At 69.2% G+C, this 273-nt stretch carries 1 protein-coding gene; it reads left to right on the plus strand.

Annotated features, from left to right (window positions below; genetic code table 11):
- Positions 1-216, plus strand: a 216-nt coding sequence (locus ON31_RS29345; RefSeq protein WP_039818294.1) for a hypothetical protein, incomplete at its 5' end; no start/stop codon positions are given.
- Positions 217-273: the final 57 nt, after the last annotated feature.

Here is a 273-nt window from a genome sequence, read left to right on the forward strand (position 1 = left end):
ATGATCGAAACGTGGGCACCGATCGTGGTCGCCGGGGACGGGCCAGTGCCGCCGCAATGGCAGTGGCCCGAGCCAACGATCATGTGCCGAGACTCGGTGAGCATGTGCCGCGAGCACCGCGTCGCCAACGCCGGTCTGTGGCTGAGGATCTCGCGCGGCGAACTGCCGGCGGCCGAGGTGTGGGTCGACGACAAGCCCGGTTGGATCATCAGGTGACGGGCCGTGTGCGAGCACGCGGCCCGCCCGTTGGAACGCACCCCCGAGCACTTCCCA

The sequence above is a fragment of the Nocardia otitidiscaviarum NBRC 14405 genome (assembly GCF_000308635.1).
In the GTDB taxonomy this organism is placed as follows: domain Bacteria; phylum Actinomycetota; class Actinomycetes; order Mycobacteriales; family Mycobacteriaceae; genus Nocardia; species Nocardia otitidiscaviarum.